Annotated in this window: 12 protein-coding genes; 3 read left to right on the plus strand and 9 right to left on the minus strand. The window is 69.1% G+C overall.

Going from position 1 to position 12636, the window contains the following annotated elements:
- Window positions 1–37: 37 nt before the first annotated feature.
- Complete coding sequence (locus tag O7631_RS25580; protein WP_269679465.1) at window positions 38–922, minus strand: bile acid:sodium symporter family protein; 885 nt, start codon at window positions 920–922, stop codon at window positions 38–40.
- 145 nt (window positions 923–1067) lie between these two features.
- Between O7631_RS25580 and O7631_RS25585 the strand changes: the two genes are divergently transcribed.
- Window positions 1068–2393: a glycoside hydrolase family 18 protein gene (locus O7631_RS25585; protein WP_278146599.1), complete on the plus strand. Its 1326-nt coding sequence runs from the start codon at window positions 1068–1070 to the stop codon at window positions 2391–2393.
- Between the two features lie 68 nt (window positions 2394–2461).
- Here O7631_RS25585 and O7631_RS25590 read toward each other — a convergent pair whose 3' ends face one another.
- Entirely contained in the window at window positions 2462–2866 is a 405-nt protein-coding gene (locus O7631_RS25590; protein ID WP_278146600.1) for a hypothetical protein, read from the minus strand.
- Window positions 2867–2994: 128 nt separating this feature from the next.
- On the opposite strand from O7631_RS25590, the gene O7631_RS25595 reads away from it, so the two are divergent.
- Window positions 2995–5799 carry a M14 family zinc carboxypeptidase gene (locus O7631_RS25595; RefSeq protein WP_278146601.1) on the plus strand — a complete coding sequence of 935 codons (2805 nt, stop codon included), beginning with the start codon at window positions 2995–2997 and terminating at the stop codon, window positions 5797–5799.
- Window positions 5800–6031: 232 nt separating this feature from the next.
- Here O7631_RS25595 and O7631_RS25600 read toward each other — a convergent pair whose 3' ends face one another.
- The 7 genes from O7631_RS25600 to O7631_RS25630 form a co-directional block, all read right to left on the minus strand.
- Window positions 6032–6832 carry an SAM-dependent methyltransferase gene (locus O7631_RS25600; protein ID WP_278146602.1) on the minus strand — a complete coding sequence of 267 codons (801 nt, stop codon included), beginning with the start codon at window positions 6830–6832 and terminating at the stop codon, window positions 6032–6034.
- A gap of 125 nt (window positions 6833–6957) precedes the next feature.
- On the minus strand, window positions 6958–9021 hold the full coding sequence (locus O7631_RS25605; RefSeq protein ID WP_278146603.1) for a cellulose binding domain-containing protein: 2064 nt from the start codon (window positions 9019–9021) through the stop codon (window positions 6958–6960).
- A 240-nt stretch (window positions 9022–9261) separates the two neighbouring features.
- Complete coding sequence (locus O7631_RS25610; RefSeq protein ID WP_278146604.1) at window positions 9262–9678, minus strand: hypothetical protein; 417 nt, start codon at window positions 9676–9678, stop codon at window positions 9262–9264.
- A gap of 2 nt (window positions 9679–9680) precedes the next feature.
- The gene (locus O7631_RS25615) at window positions 9681–10106 is read right to left on the minus strand and encodes an EndoU domain-containing protein (RefSeq protein WP_278146605.1); all 426 of its coding nucleotides are present in this window, start codon (window positions 10104–10106) and stop codon (window positions 9681–9683) included.
- Window positions 10107–10158: 52 nt separating this feature from the next.
- Complete coding sequence (locus O7631_RS25620) at window positions 10159–10653, minus strand: hypothetical protein (protein ID WP_269679478.1); 495 nt, start codon at window positions 10651–10653, stop codon at window positions 10159–10161.
- A gap of 1 nt (window position 10654) precedes the next feature.
- Complete coding sequence (locus O7631_RS25625; protein WP_278146606.1) at window positions 10655–10981, minus strand: hypothetical protein; 327 nt, start codon at window positions 10979–10981, stop codon at window positions 10655–10657.
- Window positions 10982–11006: 25 nt separating this feature from the next.
- Window positions 11007–11825, minus strand: a complete 819-nt coding sequence (locus O7631_RS25630; RefSeq protein ID WP_278146607.1) for a hypothetical protein — start codon at window positions 11823–11825, stop codon at window positions 11007–11009.
- Window positions 11826–11911: 86 nt separating this feature from the next.
- Here O7631_RS25630 and O7631_RS25635 point away from each other — a divergent pair, with 86 nt between their 5' ends.
- Window positions 11912–12616: an ElyC/SanA/YdcF family protein gene (locus tag O7631_RS25635; RefSeq protein WP_278146608.1), complete on the plus strand. Its 705-nt coding sequence runs from the start codon at window positions 11912–11914 to the stop codon at window positions 12614–12616.
- The last annotated feature ends 20 nt before the right edge of the window (window positions 12617–12636 follow it).

The following is a 12636-nucleotide window of genomic DNA, read 5'->3' on the forward strand; positions in this document are numbered from 1 at the left end:
CGGTCGCCGTACGGCGAACGGGCCGGCACCACGCCCGTCAGGGTGTCGACGTCGCGGCGGACCGGGTGCGGACGCGGGTCACCAGGTAACCGAAGGCCGCGGCGGTGAAGAACATGACGATGCCGTAGACGGCTCCGGGGATCGCCATCTGGGTGCTGTCGAGCAGCGCCGGGCTGAGCGCGATGGTGATGGCCAGCGTGCTGTTGTGGATGCCGATCTCGAATCCGGCGGCCGTCGCGGCGCTCCGGTCGACTCCGGCGAGTCGCGGCACCCCGTACCCGATGGCGAGGCTCAGCAGGTTGAACGCGAGCACCGCCAGGCCCACCGCGACGAAGTAGTCGGCGATGTTCTCCCGTTCGCCGAGCACCGCGCCGGCGATGACGGCGACGAGCACCACGACGGAGAGGATCCGGACCGGACGGTTCAGGCGCTCGGCGACGTGTGGCAGCCGGGCGCGGATCAGCATGCCGATCGCGACCGGGACGAGCACGATGGCGAAGACCTGCACCACCTTGTCGAACTGGAGTCCGAGGCTTCGCCCGTCGGGCAGGAAGTAGGCCGCCGACAGGTTGACCAGGACCGGCAGTGTGAACACGGCGAGCACCGAGTTGATGGCGGTCAGGGTGATGTTCAGGGCCACGTGCCCACCGAACAGGTGACTGTAGAGGTTGGCCGTCGTGCCGCCCGGCGAGGCGGCCAGCAGCATCATGCCGACGGCCAGTTCAGGTGCCAGGTCGAACGCGAGGACGAGGCAGAAGCAGAGCGCCGGCAGCACCAGCACCTGACACACCAGGGCGATGACGGCGGCTCGCGGGTGCTGGGCCACCCGGCGGAAGTCGGCGATGGTCAGTCCGAGACCCAGACCGAGCATGATGACGCCGAGGGCGATGGGCAGTCCGATCAGAGTCAGGGCGGAGTCCATGGCACAACATCGTTACCACCCGGTAACGACGTCACAATCCCCCATGTGGCTGGACGGCTCTTGACCGTGGACGGTCACCGGCTTAACTTCATCAATCAGATAAGTCTCTTTACTATTCTGCTTGACGCCTCGTGGGAGTGTGCCGATGCGACCATTCCGCCACCGCCGTCTCACCGCCGTCGTCACACTGGCGACCCTGCTGATCACCGCCGCCCCGCCCGCCGCCGCGACCGCGGGTGACGCCAACCGGCACCGCACCGGCTACCACCGGGTCGGCTACTTCACCCAGTGGGGCATCTACGGCCGGGCGTTCCCCGTAAAGAAGCTCGACACGTCCGGAGCGGCGAGCCGTCTCACCCACATCAACTACGCGTTCGGCAACGTCAGCGAGGACGGTCGCTGCTACATCGACGGCGGGCCGGGCGAGGGCGACGCCTGGGCCGACTACCAACGACCGGTTCCCGCCGAGGAGAGCGTGGACGGCGTCGCCGACGCACCGGGCCAGGCCCTCAACGGCAACTTCAACCAGCTCGCCAAGCTCAAGGCCAAGCACCCGAAGCTCCAGGTGCTGATCTCGCTGGGCGGCTGGAGCTGGTCGACGTACTTCTCGAACGCCGCCCGCACCGACGCCTCCCGCAAGGCGTTCGTCGCGTCCTGCATCGACCTCTACCTCAAGGGCAACCTTCCCGGCAGCCCGGGCGCCGGGGCCGGTGTCTTCGACGGCATCGACCTCGACTGGGAGTGGCCCAACTGGGACGGTGAGCCGGGCAACGTGATCCGCCCGGAGGACCGGGAGAACTTCACCAAGCTGCTCGCGGAGTTCCGCCGGCAACTCGACGCCCACGGGCGCAAGAGCCGCACCCACCACCCGCTGACCGCCTTCCTGCCGGCCAACCCGGCGACCATGGACGCCGGCTACGAGGGCCGCAAGATCTTCAAGTACCTGGACTTCGCCACCGTGCAGGGGTACGACTTCCACGGCGGCTGGGACGCGAAGGCCAACCAGCAGTCCGCGCTGCGCGTGCCGACCGGCGCGCCGGACAACCCGGACTTCTCCGTCGAGGTCGCCGTCGACGGGTGGATCGCCCGTGGCGCGCCCCGCGACAAGCTGGTGCTCGGCATCCCGTACTACGGTCGCGGCTGGACCGGCATCACCGGCGGCGGCAACGGTCTCTTCCAGCCGGCCACCGGGCCCGCGCCGGCCACCTTCGAGGCCGGCAACGAGGACTACAAGAAGCTCAAGACCTTGGCCGGCAACGGGTTCACCGTGCACCGCGACCTCCGCGCCGGGCACGCCTGGTTGTTCGACGGTACGACAGTGTGGACGTACGACGACCCGGCTGTCGTGTTGCAGAAGACGCTCTACATCCGGCGGGCCGGCCTGGGTGGCGCGATGGTCTGGTCGCTCGACGGCGACGACGACAACGCCACGCTGACCAGGACGATCGACCTCGGCCTGACCACCTGGTAGCCGTACTCCTCCCGGGCTCCCTTGATCAGGTGACGCGGACCAGGTCTCCGGACCCCCTCATCACGTGATCAAGGGAGCCTTCCCTCTTCGGGGGTGACCGCCTGCACCGTCGTCTCGACGAGGGCGGTCACCTGGCCCATGTCCCGAGCCTGGTGCACGTCCAGCTCGGCCGACCAGCCGGGACGGCTGAGCTGGACCGTCACGTCCTCACGACGGTTACTCAGCCAGTCGGCGATCGCCTGCACCAGCACCATGGCGGCGCCCGCGCCGCCGACCGCCAGCCGCAGCACGTCGGCGCCGTCGGTCGACGTCCCGTCCACGGCCGTGGTGGTGACCGCGTCGCGGAGCCGGGCATCGGCGCGTAGCCAGGACGCCAGGGATCGCCGAGCGTCGGCGGAGGAGGAATCTGGACGAACCGAGAGTGTGATCATCTCCGTCAACGTCTCCACCTTCCAGGCATCGACAACACTCACATCCTGCCAGCCCGTCGTCGCTACGGCATCCCGGACAGTCGGCGGAGTCGATCAGGCCTTGACCGTCGTATCCACTGTTCATAGGCTCCGGCCACTGCGAGGCTCTTCCCCAGAAGGGAACCCGAGACATGCCCTCATCGTCGCGTCCGTTCTGCACGGCCCCTGCGAAACGGCTGGCGGGTGCGGCCACCGTCGCGCTTCTGCTCGGCATGACTCCCCTGGTCAGCGGCACGTCCGCGGCGAGCGCCGCACCGCCTTCACGGTGCAGCAGTGACCCGACCGCACGGCTGGGCACCGTGCCGAGCCCGGAGGCGGTGTTCGGCTTCCCCCTCGGCGCGGGGCAGGAGCGGGTCGTCACCAACGACGAGGTCCGCACCTACCTCGGGGCCGTCGACAGCGCCTCCAACCGGGTCGTCACCGGGGTGATGGCCACCAGCGTCCTCGGCCAGCCGCTGCCGTACGCGGTGGTGTCCAACGAGCGCAACGTACGGCCCGCCGCGCTGCGGAAGATTGCCGACGACGTACGGGACCTGCGAGACCCGCGCCGGACCGACGCGCGGACGGCCGCCCGGACGGCGAAGGACAGCCCGGCCATCGTCTGGGTCACCGCCAACGTGCACGGTGGTGAGAAGAGCGGCACCGACGCGGCGCTCAAGACGCTGTACGAGTTGGCGGCGGGTCTGTCCTGCGATGTCGCACGGCGCAACGACAACCTGGTCACCATCATCGTCCCCACCCAGAACCCGGACGGCCGCGATGCGACGCGGCGGCAGAACGAGTTCGGCTTCGACATGAACCGGGACTGGTTCGCCCGCACCCAGCAGGAGACCGACGGCAAGCTCGAACTGCTGCGCCGCTACCCGCCGCAGGTGTTCGTGGACGCGCACGAGATGGGCGGCCGGCAGTACTTCTTCCCACCCAACGCCGACCCGATCCACCACGAGATCGCCGGCGAGGCGGTGGACTGGATCAACCGGATCGGCGAGGCCAACAAGGCCGGCTTCGGCTTCAACGGCGCCTGCGACGACACCGTCACCACCGAGTGCTACTTCAACTACGACACGTACGACATGTTCTTCATGGGGTACGGCGACACCGTGCCGACCACCGGCTTCGGGGCGGCCGGCATGACGTACGAGAAGGGCAGCGCCTCGGCGGTGGCCGACCGTGTGCAGCAGCAGTTCCACACCCAGTGGTCGACGCTCGGTTGGGCCGCCGCCAACAAGCGCGAGGTGTTGGACGGGTACTACGACATCTGGACCGATGCGCTCGCCCAGGGCCGGGCGGGCACCCTGGAGCCGAACGAGGTGGTGCAACCCACCAACGAGGTCCAGTTCCCGGTGCCGGACATCACGATCCGCTCGTACTTCCTGCTGCCCGACCGGCAGCTCGCCGACGTCCGCCAACTGGTCGAGCGACTTCGCCGGATGGACGTCGACGTGTACGAGGTGCGCAAACCTACCCGCGTGCCCACGGCGCGGGTCTTCGGTGGGCGCAGCGCCACGAACGTGACGGTGCCCAAGGGGGCGTACTGGATCCCGATGGACCAGCCGCAGAAGCACTGGATCCAGGCCGTCATGGGCGAGGACCCGTACGTGCCGTTCCCGTACTTCTACGACGTGTCGTCCTGGAGCAACCCCCTGCTGATGGGCGTCTCGGCCCTCTACACGGGCGACACCGTCAAGCCGAACGCGGAGCTGGTCCGGAAGATCACCGGTGGTCGCACCGGCGCGGCGTGGCCGTGGGGCTCGTACACGTACCCGATGGACTCGGCTGCCGCCGCCGAGTTCACCTTCACCCTGCTCGGCCGCGGTGTCCCGCTGGTCCGTGACCTCGCGAGCAGCCGGGTCGCCATCCCGGCGACCACCGTGAGCCGTACCGTCGACGAGTTGGCCAGGTCGCTCGGGGTGACGCTCACGCCGGCCGGCCGACCGACCGGCACCCGCCTCGACCTGCCCGACGTCGGGCTCTTCCAGGGCACCGGCATCTCCACCACGTCGGGCTCCCACGGCGAGGCACGCTACGTGCTCGGCAAGCGCTGGGGGCTGGACCTGAAGCCGGTCACCACCGCCGACATCAACGACAACACCGCCGCGTTCACCGGGCGTACCGTGCTGGTGGTGCCGGACGGCAGCAACCCGACCGGCGGTCTGACCGCCACCGGCCAGGCCAACCTGCGCGAGTGGATCGCCCAGGGCCACACCTACGTCGGGCTGCGCAACGAGGGCACCCGGTTGGCCCGCGCGGCCGGCCTCACCTCGACCACCGAGAAGACCAAGCCCGCCGACTACCTGGTGATCGGCTCGCACCTGCGGGTCGATGTGGACACCTCAAGCCCGGTGGCGTCGGGTCGCCCGGTTGAGGACTTCGAGTTCAACAACAGCGACCCGATCCTCACGCCGAGCACCACCGGGACGAACGTGCTCACCTACCCGACGGGTGACACGTTCTGGGCCAACGGCTACACCGTCGGCGCGGACACCCTCAAGGGCACGGCAGCGGTGGTGGACGAGCCGACCGGGGCTGGTCGGGCGGTGCTGTTCGCGTTCAACCCGCTCTTCCGGGCGTACAACGAGAATGGTCTGCACCTGGTGGCCAACGCGCTGCTCTACCCGGCGGGCGCGACGCCGGACGCCCGGCGCACGGCCGGCGTCGACGCGGCGCGCGCCAGCGCCGCCGCCGCGCCGGTGACGCCGGACCTGGGCGGTGGCTGGCGACCGATCACCGTCGAGGTGGCGGCGGCGGACCTGCCGCGCGCACAGGCGATCGTCGAACGCTTCACCACCGACGCGATGGCGTCCGCGAAGGACGGTTCGGCGTACGTCGTGATCCCGAACCCGCAGGGACTCCAGGCCGACGAACATCCCTTCGCGAAGGATCTGGTACGCGCGCTGCGCGACGCGCGAGTGCCGCTGCGGTCGGTGGTGGGCTGACCGAGTCGGCTGATCGCAGCACCCCAACGCAGATCCGCAGAGATCTTGGACAGTTTCCGTTACGCGAGAACGGAAACTGTCCAAGATCTCGCGAAAACCGCACCCGGAGCCCAATGCGAAACCAGCGCGCGGAGCCGACACACCGCGCGCGGAGCCCGATGCGGCCGCCCGGGCGCCGCCCGAAAGCTGTACCGCGCTCGTCGGCCGTCGGCCGTTCCGCCTTCGAAGAGCGTCAGGGTTTGCGGGCGACGCCGCTGTAGCCGGTGCGGGCGACCTGCGGGTCCGCGTCGGCCGGCGGCTCGGCGTGCGGCCACATGTTGACCAGTCCCGGCGGTTCGAGGACGAAATCACCGAAGAAGCGGGAGATGTCCGCGTGGCTCCGTGGCACGAACGGGCTGTTCGCGCGCGCGTAGATCGCCGAGATGCGGGCCATCAGGTCGGGGTGCACGTCGGTGCCGGCGTGCGACAGTGCGAGGTAGCTGCCGGGGGCGAGCGCGTCGCGGTAGGTGGCCATGATCCGCTGTGGATCCTGCTCGTCGGGCACCAGGTGCAGCACGAACATCATCAACACCGCGACCGGGCTGTCGAGGTCGATCGCGTCACCGATCGCCGGGTTGCCGAGGACCTGCCGCGGATCGGTCAGGTCGGCCTGGACCACCGACACCGTCTTCGAGTCGGCGAGCAGCGCGCGACCGTGTGTGCAGACCACCGGGTCGTTGTCGACGTAGACGACCCGCACGTCGGGATCGATGCGGTGTGCGATCTCGTGGACGTTGTCCTGGGTCGGCAGCCCGGACCCGAGGTCCAGGATCTGCCGGATGCCCTTCTCCTCGACGAGGTGTCGGACCGTCCGGGAGATCAGCTCGCGGCCCTGCCGGGCAGCCTCGGGCATCCACGGCGCCACCTGCAACACCATTTCGGCTGCCGCCCGGTCGGCGGCGAAGTTGTCCTTGCCGCCGAGGTAGTAGTCGAACATCCTCGCCGCGTTCGGCCTGTCCGTTTGCAGGCCGGTCTCGGGTTGTGACTGCGTCATGATCGACCACCTCTCCCCCGTCCGGTCCCGCAGCATAACGTCTACCATGATCGATCACGGGCCCCGCGGGTCGGGTGCACCGGCTGGCGCGGTCAACGCGTCGGCCGGTGCGCCCGACGGTCGCGTCAGCCGGTGGCGCACACCGTGCCGTTGAGAGTGAACACGGTGGGCAGCACGTTCGGCCCGCCGTACGCGCCGACGAAGCCGGCACTCACGCTGCCACCGGGTGCGATCTGCCGGTTGTCGTCGGTGGGAGTGACCCGCACGGCGGTGCCGACCTGTTCCCAGGTGGCGCTCCACCCGCTGTTCACCTGCTGCCAGTCGGTGGGCCAGGTCCAGGTGAGCGTCCACCCGTCGATCGGGCTGGTGCCGTTGTTGACGATCTCGACGCCGCCGATGTAGCCGTTGCCCCAGTCGTTGGCGGCGGTGAAGCGGACGGTGCACGCGCTGGTGGTCGGACTACCGGTGGCGAAGGTCAACGGCGGCGAGGCCCAGGACACCCGGCCGGCGGTGTCCCGGGCCAGCACGTTGACCGTGTACCTGCTGCCCGGCACCAGGTTGCCGACCGTGAACGAGGTGGCCTGCGTCTCGCCGAGCTGCTCGCTGACTCCGCCGTTCTGCCGGTACACCTCGTACTTGGCGATCGGACTGCGGCCCGGGGTGGCCGCCGGCCAGGAGATCGTCGCGGCACGGTCGGTGACACCGCTGGCGGTCGGCTGGCCCGGCGCCGAGGGCCGTCCGGCGGTCGCGCCGGCAGGTCGCAGCACGAGCGTCGTCAACGAGTACGCCGGCAGCGTCCGGCTGGTGGCGGAGCCGTTCTGGCTGGTGACGATGCCGGTCGCACCGTTGGTGAGGGTGGACACCGTCGGGGCGGCGGCGGACGGGGTGAACCCGGCGTAGTCGATGGTGACCGGGTGGGCGTTGTCCGGGTCCTTGTTGAGCAACAGCAGCGCGAGGTCACCGTTGCCCCGACGGACGGCGTGGGCGGTCACCAGCGGCTCGTCGGAGCCGGCGCGAACGAACTGGTCACCGGTCTTCGCGAAGAGCTTCATCATGGTCAGCCCGTGGTACGGAGCGAACGGTGTGTTCAGTGGAGGTTCGCAGACCGAGCCGTCCTCGGTGCAGGTGCCGCTGGAGAGCATGCCGAAGTCGTTGTAGTCGGTCTGCCCGGCCACCTGCGACACCGTGCCGATGCCGTTGTGCACGTTCCACCAGTGGGCGGTGAACACGCCGTTCGCCAGGAGCGCGCTGTACGCGTCGGCCAGGAAGAGCGCGGCCGGCTGGGTGGTCCGTCCGGCGTCCACGTTCAGCTCGGTGAAGCTGATGCCGATGCGGTCGGCGTTCGGGCCCGCGTACCGGGTGAGGTGCTGTCGCAGCAGGTAGGTGGCGTCGGGCAGGTGGTTGGTGCGGGCCAGCGACTCGGCGGCGGAACCACCCGGGTACCAGTGCACGTCCACGAAATCGATCTTCGGACCGGCGATGGAGAGCACCGTCTGGTTCCACGGGCCCGGGTCACTGCCGGCGGTGATGCCGTCCGGCCAGTTGCCCGGCATGGTCAGCACCGCGCCGACCTTGATGCTGGGGTCGACCGCCTTCATCGCGTCGGCGTACTCGACGACGAGCCTCGCGTACTGTGTCGCGCTCTTGTCCGGGTGGTCGTCGGCCTCCCAGCCGGACCCGTAGTGGCCGTTGCCGTAGTTCTCGTTGCCGATCGTCCAGTACCGCGCGCCGTAGCGCTTGGTGACGTTCGCGTACCGCACCCAGTCGGCGGCCTCGGCGGGCGTGCCGGTGCCGTAGTTCGCGATGATCATCGGTTGCGCGCCGGCCCGCCGGACCGCCGCCATGAAGGTGTCGAAGTCGGTCCCCGGTGCGACGTAACCGCCGGGCGCGGTGTGGTCCTTCCAGTGGTAGATGTCGGCGTACGAGCCACCGGGGTAGCGCATCATCTGCACACCGGCGTCGCGGAGCAGGTCCGACGTCTCGGCGGTGCCGAGGTTCTGGTCCCAGATGGCGTGGTTGACGCCCAGCGCGGTGGCGGGCACGGTGGCCATGCCCGCGCGGGCGTCGACGGTGACGGCGACCGGGTCGGCCGCCGCGCTGGCGGTCGGGGCGTCGATGCCGGACAGCGCGGTCGCGGCGAGCAGCAGGCTCGCCAGGAGGGACGCGCGCCTCTTGTGCTGGATGCGCATGGGCTGGGTTCCTTCACGGGAAGGGGTGGACGACGGACCTCGGTGGTCCGTCGCTCGTGTCACCCGTCCCCCCGGATCCGTACCGGATCCCGGTTGCCCACTGGACGGACATCAGCCCCGCGCGTACAGCTTGTCATCGACGCACAAGAATGTCATGAGCTGATCGCGGACCTCAAGCGCGTCACCGCTCCTTGTCCTCGCCGCGGCCGCTGCGACGCGCTCGGCGCACGCCCGCGGCCGCTAACCCTCGTCGAGGCGCAGGAGGTGACGACCTGGGAACGGGCCCCCGTGCTCCTGCTCCCACGTCCTCAGGTGCCGCTTGCGATCCTCGACCGACGGTGCCAGGAAGTCGAAATACGTCAGAATGACCGAACGGGCCTCGTCCACCCCGTACGTCGTTCCCGACGGGACCGGCCCAAGGCTTTCCACCGTGACACCGGCGGAGGTGCAGCGCACGACGGACGAGTTGCCCTCGAACTCCTCGTACGCGGAACGCCCCGACACCACGTCGTCGATGCACTGGAGCAGTTCGAGGCAATCCGGCGCATAGTTCTGAATATCGCTGGTGAGCTGGGACGCGAAGTCACGGAAGCGCCGATCACCGCGCGTCATCGTCGGCGCACCGAACTGGTTGCGACCGAACTCGATGTCCGCCATCGTCAGCTTCCCCCCACCGGCCAGGCCGAATACCACGTCGTGCCGCCGGGATTGTAGAAGCCTTCCACCAGCACACCGTTGGCCCTACCCTGCCATTTGTTCGGATCCACCGGATGCGGACCCCCCGATCGGAAAGCACCTTCGATCGTCTCGTCGACCCGCTGGGGCGTCCAGTTGTCGGGGAAGAAGGTGCTCGAGCCCCGCTTCTGACGCCAGACACCACCAGTGTCAAGCACATCGACCCGGGCACGGTACGTGCCGTCGACATGCCGTTCCAGGATCATCTCCCGGCCGTCCGGGCCGACCCGGACCCGGGCGCCGGGCGGGTTCTCCCCCATGAAGCGATGGTGGAAGCCGGTGCCGCGCGGTGGGGTGGCGTTCGCGTTGACGTGGCCGCGGAAGATGTGCTCGTAGCGACGGTGACGCATGCGCGCTCTGAGCCACTTCTCTACCGGCCGGAAGAGGCCCGCCTTGCCTCGGCTACCCACCGAGGACCGCTTCTGTAGCCATGTTCAGCAACTGGTCGATGAGAGCACCGGTGATGAGCTTGAAGATCGGGATCTCCAGCAGTGAGGCACCGAAGGTCACCGCCGCCGTCGCAACAGCCTGCGCGATCTGGATCGCCAGCAACGTGAGCTGCACGATGACGTTGATCTTAAGGGCGAGCACGATACCTGCGCACACCATCAGTCCCGCGCCGATCAACGCGGCGGCGGAAGCCCCGTCGTCGAGGTTCGTCTTCGCCGAGTCGGCCGCCTGCCAGGTGGCCCGGAAACGCTCGATGGCGTCGTCCCGGTTGTCGGTCCACACCTGCTGCGCCCAGCGATCGGCGTCGGACACGGGCTCGGCCAAGCGCTCCGGAAAGGCCAGCCATGCTTGGCCCATCTCCAGCAACGTGGTCTCGTCGGCCTCCGGCCAGGTGTAGCCGAGAATGCCCAGCAGGGAGACCAGCTCGGTCGGCAGCGTCAGTCCCATGTCAGCTGAACATCTCCCCGAATCGGCCGAGGTGCTCCACGATGGCACGCTCGGTCTGCTGGTAGTTCAGGCCCATCACCCGGCTCAGCTTGCCGATGTCCTCGATCTCGACCAGGTTGGCGTCATAGCTTTCCAGTGCCAGGTCGCGAATCGTCTCGTACACCATCCCGATGAGCGAGCCGAGATCGTCGCTGCCCCAGGGTGCGCCGAACGCGGCCAGCTCGGCGTCGAAGGAGGTTATCGCGGCGCGGATGCGCTGGGCCGAGGCGACCAGGTTGTCGCCCGCGTCAATGATCGCCTCGGGGTTGATCTCGATCTCGTTGGCCATCACGCCTCACCTCCATCGATCGTTGTCACGGCTCTCGGATGCGAGCCATCATCCCCGTCAACGCTCCGGTCAGTGCGGCCATCTGCCGAAGACTGGCCTCCTGCAACTCGGCCGCTCGAACACCGAGATCCTCCGGGATCAGCCCGTGCGACGCCGCGTCCGCCGCCGCTGCGTAGTCGTCCACCGCCCGGTTGACCGCCTCGACGATCGACTCACCCAGCTCCGCAGATGTAGACCTGCCGGCCTCGGGCGTCAGTTCCAGGCGCACTATCTGGCCAATGCCATCCACCTCGGCCAAGGCCCGCCCCGCGTCGTCAGTCCCGATCCGCTGATGCTCGCCATCCTCCATCTGATCAGGCCCAGGCATCGGCCCCAACAAGTCCAGGACACCGTGCAGAAGGTCCGCCGTACCGGTCGCCGAGGGATCACCGCCGAGCCCGGTCGTCGCTCCGACCTTGGCAACAGCCTCGGCCAGTGCTCCTTGAAGCCGATGCATCGCCAGCTCGCTCTCCGCGAGGACCTCCGCCAGACTGCCGCCCAACACGGACAGGTCCGGTGCGAGCCCACCGTCGGACAACTCGACACGGGTATCGGCGAGGGCGCTGTTCGCAGCGTCCATCACAGGTGGGCTCAGGTCGGCACCGGATAAGCGCATCATCGACGCAGCCACCTTGACTGAACGCAGGCGGCCTCCAGCCGCGGTGACGATGACCGGCCCGTGCGCGGTATCGACACGGCACTCGGCGATGGCGTCGGTCCTTGGTGGACTCGTCCGAAGCTCCGACAACTCGCGACGGTAGGCGTTGATCCGCGTCGCGTAGACGTCTCCGGCATCATCCGGCATTCGTAGCCTCCCCGTGACGACCCACGGAACCCTAGCAACGAGAGGCAGGCCGTCGCCGTCCCGCAAGGTCCGAATAGGCTTTCGGGATGCGGGGACGGTTCGGTGTGGCGCGATGGTACGGGGAGCACCGGCGCTTCGTCCGTCGTACTCTCCTTGCGTTGGTGGTGGGGGCGGTGCTGGTGGCCGGCGGTACGGTCGCCAGCGTGCGGTGGGTCCGCGACACCGCTGACGGCCATCTCTTCAGCGAGGCAGACGTGCCCGCTGCGCCCGTCGCCCTGGTCCTGGGCACGAAGGTGGACGCCGACGGTACGCCGTCGGAGGTCCTCGCCGCCCGGTTGGAGATCGCGCGGCGGCTGTTCGACGCCGGGCGGGTGGGCGCGATCCTGGTGTCCGGTGACAACATGAACGCGGACTACAACGAGCCCGAGGCGATGCGGGGCTGGTTGGTCGACCGGGGCGTGCCGGCGCGGAAGGTGGTGCTCGACTACGCCGGTTTCGACACGTACGACTCCTGCGCCCGGGCCCGGCAGATCTTCGGGGTGCGACGCGCGACGGTCGTCACCCAGTCGTTTCACCTGCCCCGGGCCGTGGCACTGTGTCGACGGCTCGGCATCGACGCCCAGGGGGTGGGCGACGACAGCGCGAAGCAGTACTCCCTGACCTGGCGGTTCGGGTCCTTGCGTGAGAACGGCGCCTGCCTGAAGGCCGTGCTGGACGTGTTGTCCGGTCGGGAGCCCGCGCACCTCGGTCGCCGCGAGAGTGGCGTCGAGGACGCCCTCCGCGACGCCTGACCGCGAGGCCTGACCCGCGA

Origin of the sequence: Micromonospora sp. WMMD967 (genome assembly GCF_029626165.1) — a bacterium.
Classification (GTDB): domain Bacteria; phylum Actinomycetota; class Actinomycetes; order Mycobacteriales; family Micromonosporaceae; genus Micromonospora; species Micromonospora taraxaci.

Coding starts and splice junctions, on each gene's coding strand:
- O7631_RS25620 (WP_269679478.1), bottom strand. CDS start 10,653: ATGGGACTGACGCTGCCGACCGAGCTGGTCTCCCTGCTGGGCATTCTC.
- O7631_RS25585 (WP_278146599.1), top strand. CDS start 1,068: ATGCGACCATTCCGCCACCGCCGTCTCACCGCCGTCGTCACACTGGCG.
- O7631_RS25605 (WP_278146603.1), bottom strand. CDS start 9,021: ATGCGCATCCAGCACAAGAGGCGCGCGTCCCTCCTGGCGAGCCTGCTG.
- O7631_RS25600 (WP_278146602.1), bottom strand. CDS start 6,832: ATGACGCAGTCACAACCCGAGACCGGCCTGCAAACGGACAGGCCGAAC.
- O7631_RS25625 (WP_278146606.1), bottom strand. CDS start 10,981: ATGGCCAACGAGATCGAGATCAACCCCGAGGCGATCATTGACGCGGGC.
- O7631_RS25580 (WP_269679465.1), bottom strand. CDS start 922: ATGGACTCCGCCCTGACTCTGATCGGACTGCCCATCGCCCTCGGCGTC.
- O7631_RS25630 (WP_278146607.1), bottom strand. CDS start 11,825: ATGCCGGATGATGCCGGAGACGTCTACGCGACGCGGATCAACGCCTAC.
- O7631_RS25595 (WP_278146601.1), top strand. CDS start 2,995: ATGCCCTCATCGTCGCGTCCGTTCTGCACGGCCCCTGCGAAACGGCTG.
- O7631_RS25610 (WP_278146604.1), bottom strand. CDS start 9,678: ATGGCGGACATCGAGTTCGGTCGCAACCAGTTCGGTGCGCCGACGATG.
- O7631_RS25635 (WP_278146608.1), top strand. CDS start 11,912: ATGCGGGGACGGTTCGGTGTGGCGCGATGGTACGGGGAGCACCGGCGC.
- O7631_RS25615 (WP_278146605.1), bottom strand. CDS start 10,106: ATGCGTCACCGTCGCTACGAGCACATCTTCCGCGGCCACGTCAACGCG.